General features: G+C 57.2%; 11 protein-coding genes and 1 pseudogene. 8 read left to right on the top strand and 4 right to left on the bottom strand.

Translation table 11 applies throughout. The features are described from left to right. The first annotated feature begins 166 nt into the window (after nucleotides 1-166). The 4 genes and pseudogenes from AC236I_RS07765 to AC236I_RS07780 all read left to right on the top strand — a co-directional run bounded on the left by AC236I_RS07765 (nucleotide 167) and on the right by AC236I_RS07780 (nucleotide 5,952). Nucleotides 167-1,531: a carbohydrate porin gene (locus tag AC236I_RS07765; protein ID WP_015583844.1), complete on the top strand. Its 1,365-nt coding sequence runs from the start codon at nucleotides 167-169 to the stop codon at nucleotides 1,529-1,531. A 176-nt stretch (nucleotides 1,532-1,707) separates the two neighbouring features. Next, the gene (gene bglG / locus AC236I_RS07770) at nucleotides 1,708-2,541 is read left to right on the top strand and encodes a transcriptional antiterminator BglG (RefSeq protein ID WP_004864750.1); all 834 of its coding nucleotides are present in this window, start codon (nucleotides 1,708-1,710) and stop codon (nucleotides 2,539-2,541) included. 31 nt (nucleotides 2,542-2,572) lie between these two features. Next, a pseudogene (bglF, locus tag AC236I_RS07775) lies at nucleotides 2,573-4,542 on the top strand (PTS beta-glucoside transporter subunit IIABC). Nucleotides 4,543-4,557: 15 nt separating this feature from the next. After that, nucleotides 4,558-5,952, top strand: a complete 1,395-nt coding sequence (locus AC236I_RS07780) for a glycoside hydrolase family 1 protein (RefSeq protein ID WP_004864744.1) — start codon at nucleotides 4,558-4,560, stop codon at nucleotides 5,950-5,952. Between the two features lie 123 nt (nucleotides 5,953-6,075). Here the strand turns inward: AC236I_RS07780 and AC236I_RS07785 are convergent, their stop codons facing one another. After that, a complete protein-coding gene (locus AC236I_RS07785; RefSeq protein ID WP_316935895.1) occupies nucleotides 6,076-6,810 on the bottom strand; it encodes a class I SAM-dependent methyltransferase in 735 nt (244 codons plus the stop codon). A gap of 123 nt (nucleotides 6,811-6,933) precedes the next feature. Here AC236I_RS07785 and mdtQ point away from each other — a divergent pair, with 123 nt between their 5' ends. After that, the gene (mdtQ, locus tag AC236I_RS07790; RefSeq protein WP_064359075.1) at nucleotides 6,934-8,379 is read left to right on the top strand and encodes a multidrug resistance outer membrane protein MdtQ; all 1,446 of its coding nucleotides are present in this window, start codon (nucleotides 6,934-6,936) and stop codon (nucleotides 8,377-8,379) included. A 63-nt stretch (nucleotides 8,380-8,442) separates the two neighbouring features. On the opposite strand, the gene AC236I_RS07795 is transcribed toward mdtQ, so the two are convergent. Then, nucleotides 8,443-9,012 carry a DedA family protein gene (locus tag AC236I_RS07795; protein WP_004864738.1) on the bottom strand — a complete coding sequence of 190 codons (570 nt, stop codon included), beginning with the start codon at nucleotides 9,010-9,012 and terminating at the stop codon, nucleotides 8,443-8,445. A gap of 405 nt (nucleotides 9,013-9,417) precedes the next feature. On the opposite strand from AC236I_RS07795, the gene AC236I_RS07800 reads away from it, so the two are divergent. Continuing rightward, a complete protein-coding gene (locus AC236I_RS07800; RefSeq protein ID WP_004864735.1) occupies nucleotides 9,418-10,005 on the top strand; it encodes a Yip1 family protein in 588 nt (195 codons plus the stop codon). Between the two features lie 200 nt (nucleotides 10,006-10,205). After that, a complete protein-coding gene (gene pbpG, locus AC236I_RS07805) occupies nucleotides 10,206-11,153 on the top strand; it encodes a D-alanyl-D-alanine endopeptidase (RefSeq protein ID WP_487608732.1) in 948 nt (315 codons plus the stop codon). Nucleotides 11,154-11,192: 39 nt separating this feature from the next. Here pbpG and AC236I_RS07810 read toward each other — a convergent pair whose 3' ends face one another. Both AC236I_RS07810 and dld read right to left on the bottom strand, forming a co-directional pair. Beyond that, entirely contained in the window at nucleotides 11,193-11,747 is a 555-nt protein-coding gene (locus tag AC236I_RS07810; RefSeq protein WP_004864731.1) for a GNAT family N-acetyltransferase, read from the bottom strand. A gap of 85 nt (nucleotides 11,748-11,832) precedes the next feature. Then, nucleotides 11,833-13,578, bottom strand: coding sequence for a D-lactate dehydrogenase (dld, locus tag AC236I_RS07815; RefSeq protein WP_004864729.1), 1,746 nt, complete (start codon nucleotides 13,576-13,578; stop codon nucleotides 11,833-11,835). A gap of 194 nt (nucleotides 13,579-13,772) precedes the next feature. On the opposite strand from dld, the gene bglX reads away from it, so the two are divergent. Next, complete coding sequence (gene bglX / locus AC236I_RS07820) at nucleotides 13,773-16,070, top strand: beta-glucosidase BglX (protein ID WP_487608733.1); 2,298 nt, start codon at nucleotides 13,773-13,775, stop codon at nucleotides 16,068-16,070. Nucleotides 16,071-16,226: the final 156 nt, after the last annotated feature.

The raw sequence follows: 16,226 nt of genomic DNA on the forward strand, positions 1-16,226 counted from the left end.
TAAATGTTCATTTAAAGCAATGACTTATGATCTGCCCATGTGTGTCAACAACGCCGTTGAATGGCTGACGGGCAGGTATTGAAAAAATAAATATAAAGACGAAAAACGGGCGGGTTTATTGCCTGGGGCCAGCTATTACCCTTATTCAGTCACAACGGATATCATTATGCACAACAAAAAAATAAATCCCCTCCTGTTGATAGTGACATTTTCGCTGTTAACGCCCGGCGCTTTTGCCGCGGAAACGGAAAAATGGAACGGTACGGTATTAGGTTTTGAGAACCCGCAAAAAGGGTTGCTCGGGGAGATGTCAGGGATTCGTCCAATCCTTGAAAATAACGGATTTCATTATAATCTCGGCTACCTCAATGAAATGGGTTACAACGCGGGCGGCGGATATAACCATGATAAACAGCTGGCTTATATCGATCAGGTCGCTCTGACCTTTACGCAGGACCTGGAGCGCTGGACCGGGATCCCGGATGCACGTATCGAAGGTAATATCGTTAACCGTAACCACGATGACAACCTGACCACCCAGCGGCTGCAGGATCCGCGGGTTAATTTTAACGATCTGGCGCAGGAGAGCTGGGGAGGCCAGTCTATTACCCGTCTTGGCTGGCTGACCTTTGCCCGTAGCTTCGATGACCGTCGTCTGACGTGGCGTATCGGGATGATGAATAAGGTGCAGACCTTCGATCAGATTATCCCCTGCGATTTCCAGCTGCTTTCACAGTGCGGCGGCAAGTCCGCTAACTCGATGACCTGGAACAACTGGAACGTCCATACCTGGGGAACGACCGTCGAATATAAGCTGACCCCGACGCTGACGCTGAAGGGCGGTGTCATGGAGCAAAACCCGGAAGCCTCTTCCCGTAGCCACGCGTGGAGCTGGTCGACAAAAGGCAGCAAAGGCATTCTGCTGCCGGTAGAGATTGAAGCGCGGCCGGTCATCAATGGCCTTTCCGGCGCGTATAACCTCGGTGTGCTCTACACCAACGCGCCGCAGAGCGATCTGTATAGCGGAAAATCCGGCGGCCCCGGGGCCACCGATCCGCAAGGATATGCGCAATACGATCGCACCTGGTTTCTGTATGCCGGGATGAACCAGCAGATAACCCGCCATGCCGACGACCCCGATCGCGGGATGAGCGTCTCGCTGAGCGGCAGCTATAGCGATCAGCGCAGCAACTACATCCATACCGCCGTAGCCGCATCAATGCGCTATCGTGGCCTGTTTGACGCCCGTCCGCAAGACTGGCTGGGCTTTGGCCTGACCTGGATGGATATGAGCAACCATTACGCGCGCAATCAGCAGTATATGAATGAGGTCAGCGGAGCCACGGACTACTACGCGGCGAACTATCAGCCGGTGGCCGGGCATTCAGTGAATGCTGAACTGTACTACCGCCTGCGTCCGGTTTCGTGGCTTGAGCTGCAGCCAGGACTGCAGTACTGGCATCGTCCGGGCGGCGTCGCTCAGACTCAGGATGCCTGGGTCATCGAGTGGAAAACCGTGGTGACTTTCTGACGGTCTATACCGCGTCGAGTGATTAGTCGCGATCCGTATCACGTTTTTCGGCTTCGCAGGTTGAGCCGACGGAAGAAATTGCTACAGTGCGGGTGTTGGATTGCTACTGCTTCGGCAGGCAAAACCTGATTTCCCGGCTTTGTCGGGGGTCAGGTTTTTTTGTTTCTGGGGTTCATATGCAAATCGCCAAAGTTCTTAATAATAATGTGGTGGTTGTTTTAGATGAGCAGCGACGCGAACAGGTGGTGATGGGGCGAGGGCTAGCCTTTCAGAAACGCGTCGGTGACTCACTGGACGAAAGTAAAATTGAAAAGATCTTCGCGCTGCAGAGCGATGAACTGGTTGGCCGTTTAGGTGAATTACTCAGTCAGATACCGTTAGAAGTGATGACCACCTGCGATCGGATTATTGAACTGGCGCGCGGGCGGTTGGGTAAGTTGCAGGAGAGCCTGTATATCACCCTGACCGATCACTGCCATTTTGCTATTGAACGGCAAAAGAATGGGGTGACGATCCGCAACGTACTGCTGTGGGAAATTAAGCGGCTTTATCCGAAAGAGTTTGAGCTCGGGCAGGAGGCGCGGGCGATTATCGCCAGGCGGCTCGGCGTTGAGCTCGCCGAAGATGAGGCCGGATTTATTGCGCTGCACCTGGTCACCGCGCAGCTCAACAGCGAAATGCCGGAAGTGATGCATGTCACCCGGGTGATGCAGGAGATCCTGCAGCTGGTGAAGTATCAACTGCAGTTGAACTATGACGAAGAGTCGCTGAGCTACCAGCGCTTTGTCACTCATCTGAAGTTTTTTGCCCAGCGGATGCTGACGCGCACGGTGGTGGCAGATGATGACGTCACTTTGCACAGCGCGGTGAAAGATAACTACGCCAAAGCGTGGAAATGTGCCGAAACCGTCGCGATTCATCTACAGAAAAGCTATCAGCGGTCGCTGACGACGGAAGAAATTATGTTTCTCGCCATTCATATCGAGCGGGTGAGAAAAGAAGGGCGTTAATTCCCTTTACTGAAAACTGGATTGTTACTGCATAACGCAGGCAAAACCTGAGCGCGACGCCATCCGGCGTGGTTCTCGGGTTTTTTTTATTTTTACACTCAGTCACGGTTGCCTGCGGGCAGCGGAAGTAAGGAAAACAGCATGGAATATAAAGCACTCGCGCAGGATATTCTTAGCCGGGTTGGTGGCAAAGAGAATATCGTGAGTCTGGTTCACTGCGCCACACGGCTGCGCTTTAAGCTCAAAGAGAACAAGAAGGCGGACGCGGAAGGACTGAAGACCAACCCTGGCGTCATCATGGTGGTGGAAAGCGGTGGTCAGTTCCAGGTGGTGATTGGTAACCACGTCCACGATGTCTGGCAGGCGGTACGCACTGAAGCGGGTCTGACGGACGACAGCGAACCGGTGACCGGTTCCGCGGAAAAAACCTCGGTGCTTGGCCAGGTGATTGATGTGGTCTCCGGTATCTTTACGCCGTTTATCGGCGTGCTGGCGGCCTCGGGGATCCTGAAAGGGCTACTGGCGCTGGCGGTGGTTTGCGGCTGGCTGACTCCGCAGCAGGGGACCTATAAAATCTGGTTTGCCGCCAGCGACGCGCTGTTCTTTTTCTTCCCGCTGTTTCTGGGCTATACCGCCGGGAAAAAATTCGGCGGTAATCCGTTTATTACCATGGTGATCGGCGGGGCGTTGACCCATCCGATGATGATTCAGGCCTTTGACGCGGCCCAGCTTCCCGGTAGCGAGGCGGCGCACTTTCTCGGCATCCCGGTAACCTTTATCAACTACAGCTCCTCGGTGATCCCGATTATCCTCGCATCGTGGGTGAGCTGCTGGCTGGAGCGCAAAAGCAACGCGCTGCTACCTTCAGCAATGAAAAACTTCTTTACGCCGCTGTTTTGCATCGCCGTAGTGGTTCCGCTGACCTTCCTCGCGATCGGCCCGGTGGCCACCTGGCTCAGTCAGCTGTTGGCCCACGGTTACCAGATAATCTACACCGTCGCGCCGTGGCTGGCGGGCGCGGCGATGGGCGCGCTATGGCAGGTATGCGTTATTTTTGGCCTGCACTGGGGGCTGATCCCCTTGATGATTAATAACCTGACGGTGCTGGGACAGGACTCGATGCTGCCGATGCTGCTGCCGGCGGTGATGGGCCAGGTTGGGGCGGCGCTGGGGATCTTCCTGCGCACCCGCGATGCGCGGCAAAAAGTGCTGGCTGGATCTGCGGTATCCGCCGGGATCTTTGGTATCACCGAGCCGGCGATTTATGGTCTGACTCTGCCGCTGCGTCGCCCGTTTATCTTCGGCTGTGTGGCCGGCGCCATCGGTGGGGCCATCGTTGGGCTGAGCGACAGCCACGTCTACTCCTTTGGCTTTGCCAATATTTTCACTCTGGCGCAGATGATTCCGCCGCAAGGAATCGACAACACCGTATGGGGCGGGGTGATTGGCATCGTGGCTGCACTGGTTATCTCTTGCGCGCTGACCTTTATCGCCGGACTGCCGGTAAGCCGGGCGGAAGCATCGGACCTTCCGCTTGCTCCGGTATCGGAAAACGATATTCTTGCCCCGATGACTGGTACCGTACTGGCGCTGGATCAGGTCCCCGATAGCACCTTCGCCAGCGGTCTGTTGGGAAAAGGCGTGGCGATCATTCCCAGCGTCGGCAGAGTGATTGCGCCGTTCTCCGGAGAAGTGGCGTCACTCTTTCAGACCAAACATGCGATTGGTCTGCTCAGCGATAGCGGCATTGAGCTGTTAATCCATGTTGGTATTGACACCGTGAAACTCGATGGTGTGCCGTTTACCGCCCATGTTAAAGAAGGCGATAAGTTCAAAGCCGGTGATGTGCTGCTTGAATTTGACCGCCAGGCCATTCTGGACGCCGGTTATGACCTGGCGACCCCGATTATTATCAGCAACAGCGACGATTATCGTTCCGTAGACATCGAATCCACCAGCGTGGTTGATGCCGGCCAGCCGCTGTTGTCCGTCAGCCATTAATCAGAGGAGAGAAAGATGAAGAGATTCCCGCAGACCTTTTTATGGGGCGGCGCAACCGCGGCAAATCAGGTGGAAGGCGCGTATCTGGAAGATGGCAAAGGATTATCAACCTCAGATGTACAGCCGCATGGCGTCTTTGGCGACGTCGTTGAACGGGTGCCGGGCGACAGCGGCATCAAAGATATCGCGATCGATTTTTACCATCGTTACCCGCAAGATATCCGCCTGTTTGCGGAGATGGGCTTCAACTGCCTGCGGGTGTCGATTGCCTGGACGCGGATTTTTCCGGACGGCGACAATGCCGAACCAAATGAGGCCGGGCTGGCCTTTTACGACCGCCTGTTTGCTGAAATGGCTCAGCACAATATCACGCCGCTGGTGACGCTATCGCACTATGAAATGCCGTGGGCGCTGGTGAAAAACTACGGCGGCTGGGGCAGCCGCGAGGTGATTGGCTTCTTCGAACGCTACGCCAGAACGGTGTTTGCCCGCTATAAAGATAAGGTCAAGCTGTGGCTGACCTTTAACGAAATCAATATGTCTTTGCATGCCCCGATGACCGGCGTCGGCCTGCCGGAAGGGAGCAGTAAAGAGGCGGTCTATCAGGCTATTCACCATCAGCTGGTGGCGAGCGCCCTGGCGGTAAAAGCCTGTCATGAGATCGTGCCCGAGGGCAAAATCGGCAATATGCTGCTGGGCGGTTTAATGTACCCGCTAAGCTGTAAACCGGAAGATATCTTTGAAACCCTGCAACAGAATCGCAGCTGGCAGTTCTTCGGTGACGTGCAGTGTCGGGGCGAGTATCCGGGCTACATGCTGCGCTACTTCCGCGACCAGGGAATGACGATTACCATCACCGATGCCGACCGCGCGGCGCTGAAAGAGACCGTCGATTTTATCTCCTTCAGCTATTACATGACCGGCTGCGTCACCGCCGACGAGGAGCTGAACAAAAAGGCGCGTGGTAATATTCTCAGCATGGTGCCAAACCCGCATCTGGCGAGCTCCGAGTGGGGCTGGCAGATCGATCCGCTGGGTCTGCGGACGCTGCTTAACGTGCTGTGGGATCGCTATCAGAAGCCGCTGTTTATCGTTGAGAACGGGCTGGGGGCGAAAGATAAAGTTGAAGCTGACGGCAGCATTAACGATGACTACCGTATCAGCTACCTGAATGACCATCTGGTGCAGGCGCGAGAAGCCATTGAAGACGGCGTGGAGCTGCTGGGCTTTACCAGCTGGGGCCCCATCGACCTTGTCAGCGCGTCGAAAGCGGAGATGTCCAAACGTTACGGCTTTATCTACGTCGATCGCGATGACAGCGGCAACGGGACCCTGGCGCGCAGCAAGAAGAAAAGCTTCTACTGGTACAAAGAGGTGATTGCCAGCCGTGGCGGCAGCTTGAAAGAGTAATCGCCTGATGGCTTTGGTGGTCAGGGAAGGTATTAACCGCCCCCGACAGAGAGGCGATCACCGTCGCTAAAATCGCGTCGTCACCCCGTTCAAGGCCCGGAGATTCTCCGGGCCTTTTACTTATCATGCCGGTTTGCGGGCGCGCAGCAGAAAGATCATCGGCCGCTCTTTTTCCTCATCCAGCCCCGGCTGGGCGGCGATTTGCTCCGCCGTTGGCCCCCATTCATCGAGATGCTCAATGACAAAACCGGCGGCAACCAGCAGGTTTATCCAGCTGGCCAGCTTGCGGTGCTGTTTTTTCACCCCGTCGGCAAACCAGTTGCTGATTCGCTCTCCCTCTTGCTGATAGTGACTCACCGGCCAGATTTTCTGTCCGGCGTCATCGTTCTGCCAGCCCTGGCGGAGGGGGGCGGTGTAGACAGGGTGTTCTGCGGAAAAGAGCAGCATGCCGCCGGGGGTCAGCGCCTGGTAAATCACGGCGAACAGCGGGGCGACATCGGGGAGATAGTGCAGGGCCAGCGAACTGTAGACCAGCTCGCATGAGTCGGCCGGCAGGGTCAGCGTCTGCAAATCTTCACAGCGGTAGTCAATATCGTCTCCCTGGCCCATTTCACGCGCGCGGTCGAGCATCCGGCTGGAAAGATCCACACCGGTCACCTGGGTGGCGCCTTGTTCACGCGCCCAGCGGCAGAACCAGCCGTAGCCGCAGCCGAGATCGACGACGCGCAGGCCGCGTAAAGCCGGCAGCATACGTTGAATAGCCGGCCATTCCGGCGCGCCGTCGAGCCCTTTAACCGACCGGTCGAGAGTGGCATATCCTGCAAAAAAATCAGGATCATCGTAGATGTTCTGGCTCATTATCACTCCATGAATTATTTGTTTATTTTTAATTATCCAGGTGTTTAGTCACACACTTTACTAAACGGCTTAATTTTATTTAACTTAGTATAACCAACCTTGTTTAGTTACCTGACCTGTCTAATGAATCTTACTCTGAGAAAAAGCGTATTGGCTGGGTTCCCCCTGGTCATCGCTCTGGCTGGCTGCGCGCCGTCCCATGATATTGGCGAGCCGCCGCCGCAGCAGATACCTGCCTCCCATGTGTCAATGGATCTGCCCGCGGCGGTTAAAAATGGCTGGCCGCAAAGCAACTGGTGGCAGGATTACCACGACCCGCAGCTGAATAATTTGATCCAGCGCGCTCTGGCGAATGCCCCGGATATGCAGATTGCCGAACAGCGTATCAAGCTGGCGGAAGCTCAGGCTCGTATGTCGCAAGCCAGTCTTGGGCCGGAGATGGATTTCTCTGCCAATGTTGAACGGCAGAAAATGTCGGCGGAGGGGCTGATGGGGCCGTTTGCCACGGATACCGACGGCAATACCGGGCCCTGGTACACCAATGGCACCTTTGGTCTGACGGCGGGCTGGGATCTGGATCTGTGGGGGAAAAACCGGGCGCTGGTGAAAGCCCGCATCGGTGAACTTAAAGCACAAGTGGCGGAAGAGGCGCAAACCCGCGAACTGCTGGCCAGCAGCGTGGCGCGACTCTACTGGCAGTGGCAGACCGAAGCCGCGGTGAAAACCGTGCTCCAGCAGGTTAAAAGCGAACAGAATAATATTGTCAGCGTTGACCAGGCGCTGTATCAGCGCGGGATCACCAACTCGGCCGAAGGGGCTGAAAACGATATCAATGTCAGCAAAACCGACCAGCAGCTGGCGGACGTTGCGGGCAGTATGAAAGAGATCGAAGCGCGCCTGATGGCGCTGACCAACAGCCAGAGTCAGGCGCTGAATCTGCATCCGGCTAATCTTCCGCAGGTGAGCGCGCAGATGCCGACGGAGTTGGGGTATGAGCTGCTGGCGCGCCGCCCGGATCTGCAGGTGGCCCACTGGTATATTGAGGCCTCGCTGAGCGAGGTGGATGCGGCGAAAGCGGCGTTCTATCCGGACATCAACCTGATGGCCTTCCTGCAGCAGGATGCGCTGCACCTGAGCGATCTGTTCCGCCATTCCGCCCAGCAGATGGGGCTGTCCGCTGGGTTGACGCTGCCTGTCTTTGATAGCGGCAGACTGAATGCCAACCTCGATATTGCCAGCGCGCAGAATAATCTGTCGGTGGCAAAATATAACAAAGCGGTTGTGGACGCGGTGAACCAGGTGGCGAAGACCGCCAGCCAGGTTGAGACCCTGATGGAGAAGAATCAGCAGCAGCAGCAGGTTGAAAAAGATGCGCAGCGGACGGTGAATCTGGCGGAGGCTCGCATGAGCGCTGGGATTCTTCCGGGGTCACGTGTCAGTATGGCCAGGCTGCCTGCGCTTCAGGAGCGCATTACCGCGCTGCGTCTGCGCGGCCAGTGGCTGGATGCCAGCATTCAGCTGACCTCGGCGCTGGGCGGCGGCTACCACCAGACCACGAAATCAGGTTAACGCCTGGCAAGGCACCCTCTGCGCGGCCGGGCTTTCCGGTCGTCAGGCGGTGCCGGCTCGGCGCTACTCTTTCTTTTTCGCCTCTCGGCGTCGGAACCACCAGTGCGCGGCTACCACCAGCGCGACCACCAGAATCAGCCAGATCCAGTGCTTCAGATGCGCATCAAGATGATGCAGCCACGGTCCAATGGCTTCCCCGCCCAGATAGCCCAGCGTGGTGAATAACAGCGCCCACACCAGCGCGCCGAGAATATTCAGCGGCAGGAACACTTTTGGCGGCAGGCGGCTGGCGCCGATCAATAACGGCCCGATGACCCGGAAACCGTACATAAAACGGGTCCCAATCACAAACAGATAGGGGCGGCGCTGAATCATGCGCTGCGCTTTGCGTATCCGCGCCTGATGGCGGGAAAAACGCTTCAGCAGCTTGCCGCCGAAGCGTCGGCCCAGCAGATACAGCAGCTGATCGCCGATCATTCCCCCGAGGGCAACGGAGAGAACGACCAGGGGAAATTTTAATAACCCCTGATGCGCGACCACGCCGCCCAGCAGAGTGATGGTTTCACCTTCCGCCATGCTGCCAATGACCAGCGCAGCGTAGCCATACTGGGAAATCAGGTTATTGATATCCATACAAAAATAAACTCCCTTACCCCTTATGCTTCCGCGCATGTCTGGCGACCAGCGGGGCCGGTTGTGCAGCGCGAAGCATCAACGGGATCAATCATCAATGGGTTAATCATACACCCTGGGGCTTAAAACGAGGTTAAGCGTCTATCTCATCAGGACGCTTTTGCTGGTCATTTTGCAGCAGGGCAGGGATCTCAACGATTTATGGCGGCCTGCCAGGGGGAACCCGCCTGCACGTGCTACGCCTACGCGGCGCTTTCTCCGCGCTGTCGGTGTTCAAACCGCCTGCGCCAAAAACGCCTGCCAGGACAGGCTCTGAGCGCATTTTTAGTGCTGTACATAAACGAATCGCGCAGGGTGAATTATACTTGGATCAGTGCTGTACGAGGCCGTGACAAGGGGGACGCTATGAACCATGTCTGGGGACTATTCTCTCATCCGAATCAAGAGATGAGCGTTATCAAGAGCGAAAACGAGACGATTTCGCACCACTATACGCACCATGTGCTGGTCATGGCAGCGGTTCCGGTTATCTGCGCCTTTATCGGCACCACGCAGCTTGGCTGGAACTTTGGCGATGGCACCGTGGTAAAACTTTCGCTGATGACCGGTCTGGCGCTGGCGGTGGTGTTCTACGCCGTGATGCTGGGCGGGGTCGCGGTGATGGGGAGGATTATCTGGTGGATGGCCAGAAACTATCCGCAGCGGCCATCGCTTAAGCGCTGCATGGTGTTTGCCGGATATGTCGCTACGCCGCTGTTTCTCAGCGGGCTGGTCGCGCTTTATCCGCTGGTCTGGCTGTGCGCGCTGGTGGGGACGATCGCGCTGTTTTACACCGGCTACCTGCTGTATCTGGGCATCCCGACCTTCCTGAGTATTAATAAAGAAGAGGGACTCAGCTTTGCCAGTTCCACCCTGGCCATCGGGGTGCTGGTGCTTGAAGTCCTGCTGGCGATAACCGTTATTCTCTGGGGATACGGCTACCGACTGTTTTAATTCTGTTGCTGAACCGTTTGATGAGTGAATCTATTGCTGGCATAAATGGATTTTTATGCCAGCAATGCAGCATTTGCTCACGATTCTTATTAGTCAGGTCGCGTTCTGCCGGGGTATGATAGGGTCTGCCAGCGTTGCCTGTTGCCCGGCGACGCAGCGTACGTTAATAACGTGCAAGAATACTTTTCAGAATGCTCACGATGCCGAAATTTCGAGTTTCTTTGCTCAGCCTGACCTTGCTTCTGGCTGTGCCTTTTGCGCCCCAGGCGATAGCAAAAACCCCCGTGGCCGCCACGGCCCTGCAGCCGGAAATTGCTTCCGGCAGTGCGATGATCGTTGATTTTGCCAGCAAAAAGATTATTTACCAGAGCCAGCCGGATCTGGTTCGCCCCATCGCGTCGATTACCAAAGTGATGACGGCGATGGTGGTTCTGGATGCGCATCTGCCGTTAGACGAGATGCTCACCGTAGATATCAGCCACACGCCGGAGATGAAAGGCATCTATTCACGCGTGCGGCTGAACAGCCAAATCAGCCGCCGCAATATGCTGCTGCTGGCGCTGATGTCCTCCGAAAACCGCGCTGCCGCGAGCCTGGCCCACCATTATCCTGGCGGCTATGACGCCTTTATTCGCGCCATGAACGCCAAGGCCCAGGCGCTGGGCATGACCCATACTCGCTACGTTGAGCCGACGGGCCTGTCGATTCACAACGTATCGACCGCGCGCGACCTGACGAAGCTGCTGATGGCCACCGAGCAGTATCCGCTGATCGGCCAGCTGAGCACCACCAAAGAAGATACCGCCACCTTCGCCCATCCGGCCTATACGCTGCCGTTCCGTAATACCAACCACCTGGTCTATCGGGATAACTGGAATATCCAGCTGACCAAAACCGGCTTTACTAATGCCGCGGGCCACTGCCTGGTCATGAGAACGGTGATTAATCAGCGCCCGGTGGCGCTGGTGGTGATGGATGCGTTCGGGAAATATACCCACTTTGCCGACGCCAGTCGTCTGCGTACCTGGGTTGAAACCGGGAAGGTGATGCCGGTTCCGGCCTCCGCGCTGAGCTATAAAAAACAGCGTGAGGCGCAGATGGCGGATGCGATGCTGAAAGGCGGCGCGCAGACCGCGCAAAACGATTAATGCCTCTCCCCCGACTCGCGCACGCGGGCGGGGGATTTTTTATTCCGGTATGGTTAAGTCGCCCTCGCCGAGCTGGCGCTGCATAATTAACGTATCCCGCCAGTCGCCCATCTTGTACCCGACGCTACGCAGCTGACCCGCCACGGTAAAACCAAATTTTTTGTGAATGGCGAGCGAGCCGGCATTGTTATGCCCGTCGCCGATAATCGCCAGCATCTGCCGCCACGGGCCTTGTTCGCACTTTGCAATCAGCTGCGTGAGCAGGGCGCTGCCGATGCCGCGCCCGCCCATGCCGGACTCGACATAAATCGACTCTTCAAGCGTGTAGCGATAGGCGGGGCGAGGACGGTAAAACGTCGCGTAGCAGTAGCCGACGATGGTGCCGCGCCACAGCGCCACCAGCCAGGGCAGCCCGTTGTCACGCACGGTTTTGATGCGCTTGCGCATTTCATCGACGGTCGGGGGTATATCTTCAAAGGAGGCGCGTCCGTTCAGCACGTGCCAGACGTACAGCGCCGCGATGGCGTGCGCGTCATCGGGCAGGGCTTCGCGGATCTCTAATTCAGCGCCGTGTAACATATCCGCTTCGGACATGATGGGACTCCTTAACCAGGTTTGCCGGAGAGGCGTTTCTCCGGCGTGCAGCGTAATACAGAATCCCGTAACTCGTCACCCCTGATTAGTGCTCTTCAGCGCCGTGACTCCCGTCCGCCTGGCGCTCACCCCAGTACTTCTGCTTACTGGTTTTTCCGAGCCCCGGGTTCATGCTGTTGGTCGGGTCATTCTGGCGGTAGAACTGTTTTAAGCTCTCCGGCGCTTCATAGAGATGGCCGACGTTATGCTCGGCGGGGTATTGCGCCCCGCGCGCCTTCAGCAGCTCCAGCATCTTCTCTTTCAGTTCGTGGGCATCGACGCCTTTTTTGACGATGTAGTCCTGGTGGAAGACGTGGCACATAAAGTGACCGTAATAGAGCTTATGTACCAGCTGACTGTCGATCTCCGGCGGCAGATGCTCAAACCACTCGGTATCGTTACGGCGCAGAGCGATATCCAGCGCCAGAATATCTTCCACTTCGTCGGCATGTACCGCCTGGTAACGGATGGCGGCTCCTGCGGCGGCGAAGCGGTGAAGAAACGCTTTGCTGCCTTCTTCCGGCGTGCAGGCAAAGAAATCGCCCTCGGCCTCGCGGAAGTATGCCGTCAGCCAGGTCTGGGCTTCTTCGATGCCATCGCCCGCCATTTTCAGCAGCAGGTGATGTTCATATTTATCGCGCCAGCTTTTCATCCGCTCCGGGAGATGCGCCGGGAAGACGTGTCCGAGCTTCTGCATGAAGCGGTCGGTAAAGTGGGGCTTAAACAGCGACACTTTCTCCAGCATGGCGTCGGTGCGGCCTTTCATCGTGAAGAAGAACGGCATTTTGTCGGTGCCGAGCTTATCGATCATCAGGAAGGTGTCTTTCCCGTAGCGCTCGGCGATATCGTAGATATCGCGATGCATGTACTCACCCGCCACCGGCAGGTGCTGAAACTCGGCGAGAATATGGCGACGGATCTCCGTCAGCACCGCCGGGTTATTGCTACCGATGTAAAAGACCTGCTGGCGTTTTTCCGCCGGAAAGGTATCGAGGCGCGCGGCGAATACCGCCAGCTTGCCGGCGCAGCCGGAGGATTCAAACAGGCGATCCGGGTCGGCATTGTAGCGCGCCGGGGTATCGGCATTGACGTCGCGCACGCGGGTGACGTAATCGTGGTCATGGGCGTGGCGGCCATCGTGCTGAATATCATCTTCTTTGATACGGTCGTCGTCGAGGCGGCTGAGGATCTGTTCCGGCGTGGCGCCGAGGTCAATCCCGAGGTGGTTCACCAGCCGCAGCTTGCCGTTTTCGTCAATCTGCGCAAATAACGACATCTCGGTATAGGCCGGGCCGCGTTGTACCAGCGAACCGCCGGAGTTGTTGCAGATCCCGCCGATCACCGAGGCGCCGATGCAGGAAGAACCGATCACCGAATGCGGCTCGCGACCCAGCGGCTTCAGCGCTTTTTCCAGCGAGTAGAGCGTGGTGCCCGGGAACGCCAGCACCTGTTCGCCTTTATCCAGCAGGTGCAGCTTATCGAGGCGCAGGGTGCTGATGATGACGATCTCGCGGTCGTAGTCGTTGCCGCTTGGGGTTGAACCTTCGGTCAGCCCGGTGTTCGCCGCCTGCATCAAAATGATTTTATCGGCGTCGACACAGGCGCTCAGCACGCGCCACAGTTCCAGCAGGGTTCCCGGGAAGACCACCGCCAGCGCGTCGCCCTGGCCGGAGCGGAAACCTTTACGGTAGCGCTGGGTTTTTGCCGGATCGGTTAACAGATGGGAGGAGCCAACCAGTCTTGCCAGTTCCGCCAGAAAACCAGAATTATTCGATGTTGTTGCCGATGACATGATCCACTCCTTGTGGTGGTACCGAAAATATCGGAATTAAGCATAGCGCTTTGTATGACAATTTTGTGCACCAATGTGTCGAAAAATCAGAGAAGAACCTTAGCATTGTGCAGGCGTCTTGTTTATATATATGGCAAACTGCGGTTTTTATTATGTTTTGCCGTAACCCCGGCCTGAGAGAAAGAGAGATAAAAATGAAATGGCTCTGCACTATAGGCGTCGCCGTCAGTCTGGCGCTGCAACCCGCGCTGGCGGATGAACTGTTCGGCAATCACCCTCTGACGCCGCAGGCCCGCGATGCGTTCGTGAGTGAACTGCTCAAGAAGATGACCGTCGATGAAAAAATTGGCCAGCTAAGGCTGATCAGCGTCGGGCCGGATAACCCGAAAGAGGCGATCCGCGAGATGATCAAAGATGGCCAGGTCGGGGCCATTTTCAATACCGTGACCCGCCCGGATATCCGCGCGATGCAGGACCAGGTCATGCAGCTCAGCCGGTTGAAAATCCCGCTGTTTTTCGCCTATGACGTGATTCACGGTCAGCGCACCGTGTTCCCGATAAGCCTTGGTCTGGCCTCTTCCTTTAACCTGGACGCGGTAAAGACGGTGGGGCGTATTTCGGCGTATGAAGCCGCCGACGACGGTCTCAACATGACCTGGGCGCCGATGGTCGATGTCTCCCGCGATCCGCGCTGGGGCCGCGCTTCGGAAGGTTTCGGCGAAGATACCTATCTGACCACCGAAATGGGACGGGCGATGGTTGAGTCGATGCAGGGCAAAAGCCCGGCGGATCGCTACTCGGTGATGACCAGCGTGAAGCACTTCGCCGCCTATGGCGCGGTGGAGGGGGGCAAAGAGTACAACACCGTCGATATGAGCCCGCAGCGCCTGTTCAACGACTATATGCCGCCGTATAAAGCGGGGCTGGATGCCGGGAGCGGCGCGGTGATGGTGGCGCTCAACTCGCTGAACGGCACGCCGGCGACCTCCGATGCCTGGCTGCTGAAAGAGGTGCTGCGCGATGACTGGGGCTTTAAAGGCATCACCGTCTCCGATCACGGCGCGATCAAAGAGCTGATCAAGCACGGCGTTGCTGCCGATCCGGAAGATGCCGTGCGGGTAGCGCTGAAGTCGGGCATCAACATGAGTATGAGCGACGAGTACTACAGCAAATACCTGCCGGGGCTGGTTAAATCCGGCAAGGTGACGATGGCGGAGCTGGATGACGCCACCCGCCACGTGCTCAACGTTAAATATGATATGGGGCTGTTTAACGATCCGTACAGCCATCTCGGTCCGCAGGGAACCGATCCGCAGGATACCAACGCCGAAAACCGCCTGCATCGCCAGGAGGCGCGCGAAGTCGCCCGGCAAAGCCTGGTGCTGCTGAAGAACCGTCTGGAGACGCTGCCGCTGAAAAAATCGGGAACCGTTGCGGTTATCGGGCCGCTGGCTGACAGCAAACGTGACATGATGGGCAGCTGGTCGGCGGCAGGGGTGGCGGATCAGTCGGTGACGGTGCTGACCGGCATCAAAGAGGCGCTGGGCGACAAAGGCAAGGTTATCTATGCCCGCGGCGCTAACGTCACCAACGATAAAGGTATTGTCGATTTCCTCAACCTGTATGAGAAAGCGGTGCAGGTCGATCCGCGCTCGCCGCAGGCGATGATCGATGAAGCGGTGGCGGCGGCGAAACAGTCCGACGTGGTGGTGGCCGTGGTGGGCGAGGCGCAGGGTATGGCCCATGAAGCCTCCAGCCGTACCGACATCACCTTGCCACAGAGCCAGCGCGATTTGATTAGCGCCCTGAAAGCCACCGGTAAGCCGCTGGTACTGGTGCTGATGAACGGTCGTCCGCTGGCGCTGGTGAAAGAAGATCAGCAGGCTGACGCTATCCTCGAAACCTGGTTCGCCGGGACCGAGGGGGGCCATGCCATTGCCGATGTGCTGTTCGGCGATGCCAACCCGTCCGGAAAACTGCCGATGTCGTTCCCGCGCTCGGTGGGGCAGATTCCGGTGTACTACAGCCATCTTAATACCGGCCGTCCGTACAATGCCGATAAACCGAACAAATACACCTCCCGCTACTTTGATGAAGCGAATGGCCCGCTGTACCCGTTCGGCTACGGCCTGAGCTACACCACCTTTAGCGTTTCCGACGTCAAAATGTCGGCGCCGACCCTGCAGCGCGACGGTAGCGTCACCGCCAGCGTACAGGTGACCAACACCGGCAAGCGCGAAGGGGCAACGGTGATTCAGCTCTATCTGCAGGATGTGACCGCCTCGATGAGCCGTCCGGTGAAAATGCTGCGCGGCTTTAAGCGCGTGACCCTCAAGCCGGGAGAGACGCAAACCGTCGCCTTCCCGATTGAAATTGATGCCCTGAAGTTCTGGAATCAGAAAATGAAATACGATGCCGAGCCGGGCAAATTCAACGTCTTTATTGGCGTCGACTCCGCCCGCGTGAAGCAGAGTGAATTCGAGCTGCTGTAAGCGAGGAAACGGCGGGTTTCGCCGGCCGGGCCAGGCGCCAGCCGCCTCCCGGCAGAAACGCGGGCGCCCTGTTTAAAACAGCGTTGTCATCCTTCTCAAAGGCCGAATATTCGGCCTTTTCTTTTTCCGGATGCACTAAATGAACTACGCTTTTCT

The organism is Klebsiella sp. Sb-30 (assembly GCF_057652795.1).

Bases quoted from the DNA above. Each gene is read 5' to 3' on its own strand.
- AC236I_RS07765 (WP_015583844.1), top strand. From the start codon at position 167: ATGCACAACAAAAAAATAAATCCCCTCCTGTTGATAGTGACATTTTCG.
- bglG (WP_004864750.1), top strand. From the start codon at position 1,708: ATGCAAATCGCCAAAGTTCTTAATAATAATGTGGTGGTTGTTTTAGAT.
- AC236I_RS07780 (WP_004864744.1), top strand. From the start codon at position 4,558: ATGAAGAGATTCCCGCAGACCTTTTTATGGGGCGGCGCAACCGCGGCA.
- AC236I_RS07785 (WP_316935895.1), bottom strand. From the start codon at position 6,810: ATGAGCCAGAACATCTACGATGATCCTGATTTTTTTGCAGGATATGCC.
- mdtQ (WP_064359075.1), top strand. From the start codon at position 6,934: ATGAATCTTACTCTGAGAAAAAGCGTATTGGCTGGGTTCCCCCTGGTC.
- AC236I_RS07795 (WP_004864738.1), bottom strand. From the start codon at position 9,012: ATGGATATCAATAACCTGATTTCCCAGTATGGCTACGCTGCGCTGGTC.
- AC236I_RS07800 (WP_004864735.1), top strand. From the start codon at position 9,418: ATGAACCATGTCTGGGGACTATTCTCTCATCCGAATCAAGAGATGAGC.
- pbpG (WP_487608732.1), top strand. From the start codon at position 10,206: ATGCCGAAATTTCGAGTTTCTTTGCTCAGCCTGACCTTGCTTCTGGCT.
- AC236I_RS07810 (WP_004864731.1), bottom strand. From the start codon at position 11,747: ATGTCCGAAGCGGATATGTTACACGGCGCTGAATTAGAGATCCGCGAA.
- dld (WP_004864729.1), bottom strand. From the start codon at position 13,578: ATGTCATCGGCAACAACATCGAATAATTCTGGTTTTCTGGCGGAACTG.
- bglX (WP_487608733.1), top strand. From the start codon at position 13,773: ATGAAATGGCTCTGCACTATAGGCGTCGCCGTCAGTCTGGCGCTGCAA.